The sequence below is a fragment of the Mesorhizobium sp. M7A.F.Ca.CA.003.01.2.1 genome, from assembly GCF_003998945.1.
Taxonomy (GTDB): domain Bacteria; phylum Pseudomonadota; class Alphaproteobacteria; order Rhizobiales; family Rhizobiaceae; genus Mesorhizobium; species Mesorhizobium ciceri.
Genome location: NZ_RZRA01001043.1, coordinates 1 through 1,860, shown reverse-complemented (window position 1 = coordinate 1,860; position 1,860 = coordinate 1). Strand labels below are relative to the sequence as shown.

The following is a 1,860-nucleotide window of genomic DNA, read 5'->3' as shown; positions in this document are numbered from 1 at the left end:
CAATCACGGCCGCCGCTGTCGCCGCCGGCGAGGCGGCGGCGCGCCAGAAGGTGCCTGGCTTTCTCGGGCTGCATCTCGAAGGCCCGCATTTGTCGGTCGCCCGCAAGGGCGCGCATGATCCGGCGCTGATCCGGCCGATGACGGATGCCGACCAGGCGATGCTGATCGCGGCGCGGCAAAAGCTGCCGGTGCTGCTGACCACCATCGCGCCCGAATCCGTCGAGCCGGCTCGCGTCGCGGCGCTGACTAAGGCCGGCGTCATCGTCAGCCTTGGCCATTCCGACACCGGCTACGCCACCGCCAGCGCCTTTGCCGCGGCGGGCGCCTCGATGGTTACCCACCTGTTCAATGCGATGAGCCAGATCGGCAATCGCGAGCCTGGCCTGGCGGGCGCCGCCATCGACATCGGCGCCTTGTCGGCCGGTCTCATCGCCGACGGCATCCATGTCGATCCGGCCACCATCAAGATCGCACTGCGCGCCAAGCAGGGGCCGGCCAGGATCGTTCTGGTCACCGACGCCATGGCGACAATCGGCACCGACATGACGTCGTTCACGCTCAACGGCCGTACCGTCTATCGCAGGCATGGCAGCCTGCGGCTCGGCGACGGAACGCTGGCGGGCGCCGATCTCGACATGATCTCGGCCATTCGTTTCACCCACCGCGTCATCGGGGTCGAGCTTTCCGAGGCCTTGCGCATGGCTTCGCTCTATCCGGCGCAAGCAATCGGCCAGTCGCACCGGCTTGGCCGATTCGCCAACGGCACGGCTGCGGATATTGTCGCGCTGTCGGACGATCTCGACCCGAAGGGCGTCTGGATCGGCGGCGAAAAGGTTTTTGGAGCCGGCTACGGCACTGCGCATTGATATCGGCTGTCGTCGTGAAACCTTTTGATTTTGAGGTCGTTGTCGGAGCGTATGTCCGAGGCGAAACCCAAATTGAAACAGGCCGACGGCATCAAACCGCGCGGTGCCTTGAAGCCGCGACAGCAAGCGCCGCGTGACCACAGGCCGCGCCAAGAGGATCTGCGCGAAAAAAAACCGCCGACTGCCGAAGCTGCCCCCGAGGTCGACGGCCAGCCGGGACCGCCACCGGAGGCTGTCGAGCCGGATCCGCAACTGACGCCCGAAGAAGCCGAGCAGGCGCGCCGGAAATACCTGCTGCGGCGTTTCTGGATCAGCGGGCGCGGCTACTGGGCCAGGCGGGGCGATGGGCTTGCCTGGCCGCTCACGATCGGGCTGTTGATCCTGATCTGCGTCAATGTCGGCTTTCAATACGGGATCAACGTCTGGAACCGCTCCTTCTTCGACGCCATCGAGCAACGCAACGTCCACACCGTTTATGTGCTTAGCGCCATATTCCTGCCGCTCGTCGCTGGAAGCGCGGGCCTTGTGGTCGCGCAGGTCTATCTGCGCATGACGATCCAGCGCCGCTGGCGTTCCTGGCTGACCACCGCCGTCATCGCACGCTGGCTTGCCAATGGCCGCTACTACCAGTTGAATCTCGTCGCCGGCGACCACTCGAACCCCGAAGCCCGCCTCACGGAGGATCTGCGGATCGCCACCGAGTCACCGGTCGATTTCATCTCCGGCGTCCTCAATGCGTTCCTGTCGGCCTCGACCTTCATCGTGGTGCTGTGGACGATCGGCGGCGCGCTCACTTTGCCGATCGGTGGCGAAAACCTGACCATTCCCGGCTTCCTCGTCATCACCGCAGTCATCTATGCCGCCATCACCTCCACGTCGATGGTGGTCATCGGCCGGCATTTCGTCCGCCTCTCCGAGCAGAAGAACCAGGCGGAAGCCGAATTCCGCTACACGCTGACGCGGGTACGCGAAAACGGCGAGAGCATCGCATTGC

At 65.0% G+C, this 1,860-nt stretch carries 2 protein-coding genes; both read left to right on the top strand.

Annotation, left to right across the window (positions count from 1 at the left end):
* The coding region (nagA, locus tag EN969_RS29385) for an N-acetylglucosamine-6-phosphate deacetylase (RefSeq protein ID WP_127419644.1) at nt 1-866 on the top strand (866 nt) is incomplete at its 5' end.
* A 51-nt stretch (nt 867-917) separates the two neighbouring features.
* A partial coding sequence (locus EN969_RS29380) for an SbmA/BacA-like family transporter (RefSeq protein ID WP_164758601.1) occupies nt 918-1,860 on the top strand: 943 nt, incomplete at its 3' end.